This window comes from Peribacillus sp. P4_C12, assembly GCF_056402095.1.
Genome location: NZ_JBFUIB010001095.1, coordinates 1 through 691 on the forward strand (window position 1 = coordinate 1; position 691 = coordinate 691).

Consider the following 691-nt stretch of genomic DNA (forward strand, 5'->3'; position numbering starts at 1 on the left):
GAATTTTATCAAAAAGTACTAGGTCTGCGCAGAGTAAAAAAGACTGTTAATCAAGACGACCCTAGTATGTATCATTTATTTTATGGAGATTTAACAGGTAGTGCGGGAACAGAGCTGTCGTTTTTCGAAATGCCCATTGCAGGAAGAACAACTCGTGGCACAAATGCAATCACACAAATTGGTTTGCTTGTCCCATCATTTGAAAGTCTAGTATTTTGGAAAAATCGATTTGATCTATTAGATGTAAAGCATGGTGACATTACAATGTATGCTGGCCGAGATGCTTTACATTTTGAAGATACAGAAGGGTTACGAATGATTTTATTGAATAATAACGGTGCTGAATTACCTAAACATTGGTCTGAATGGGAAGATTCAGTTATCGAGCAAAAGCATCGTATTTTGGGAATGGGCACAATCGAAATAACAGTGCGCTACCTAGAAAGCTTAGCGAAAACATTAAAGGATATGTTTGGCTATGTAGAGGTTTCTTACTCTAATAAAGTGGCTATTTATCAGTCTGTTGCTGGACAGGTATTTGGAGAGATTGTAGTCAAACAGCAAGAAGGACCAAGTGAGAAGCCCGGAAGAGGTAGTATTCATCATTTAGCAATTCGTGTTAAAAACGAAGACGAGTTGAGCTATTGGGAAGAGGTCGTTAAAGAACGTGGCTTCCAATCAACAGGGATTG

Annotated in this window: 1 protein-coding gene; it reads left to right on the top strand. The window is 38.5% G+C overall.

Annotated elements, in window-relative coordinates:
- Positions 1–691, top strand: a 691-nt coding sequence (locus AC1DUW_RS31520) for a VOC family protein (protein WP_477644539.1), incomplete at both ends; no start/stop codon positions are given.